Annotated in this window: 1 protein-coding gene; it reads left to right on the top strand. The window is 65.3% G+C overall.

Annotation, left to right across the window (positions count from 1 at the left end):
* Window positions 1-210, top strand: a 210-nt coding sequence (locus CQ14_RS20770) for a bifunctional hydroxymethylpyrimidine kinase/phosphomethylpyrimidine kinase (protein ID WP_199805578.1), incomplete at its 5' end; no start/stop codon positions are given.
* Between the last annotated feature and the right edge of the window lie 119 nt (window positions 211-329).

Here is a 329-nt window from a genome sequence, read left to right as displayed (position 1 = left end):
CTGGCCGCGCCGCGCGTGGCGACGAAGAACACCCACGGCACCGGCTGCTCACTGTCCTCGGCGATTGCGGCAGGGCTCGCGAGGGGTGAGGGCATGGAGGCCGCCGTGCGCAACGCCAAGGCGTGGGTGACCGCGGCGATTGCAGCAGCAGACCGGTTCAGCGTCGGGCATGGCCACGGTCCGGTGCACCACTTTCACCGGTACTACTGAAAGCAAGCCTCGAACGAGCAGATACGCTGCGGACTGGCTCCGATGTCCCGGTTGAAATGACGCCAAACTTCGAGCGTGCGTATCGCGCCGTTCTTGCCGCATTGACAAGCCAAGTTGCT

This window comes from Bradyrhizobium lablabi (genome assembly GCF_001440475.1).
In the GTDB taxonomy this organism is placed as follows: Bacteria; Pseudomonadota; Alphaproteobacteria; order Rhizobiales; family Xanthobacteraceae; genus Bradyrhizobium; species Bradyrhizobium lablabi.
This window is presented reverse-complemented; position numbering and strand designations above follow the sequence as displayed.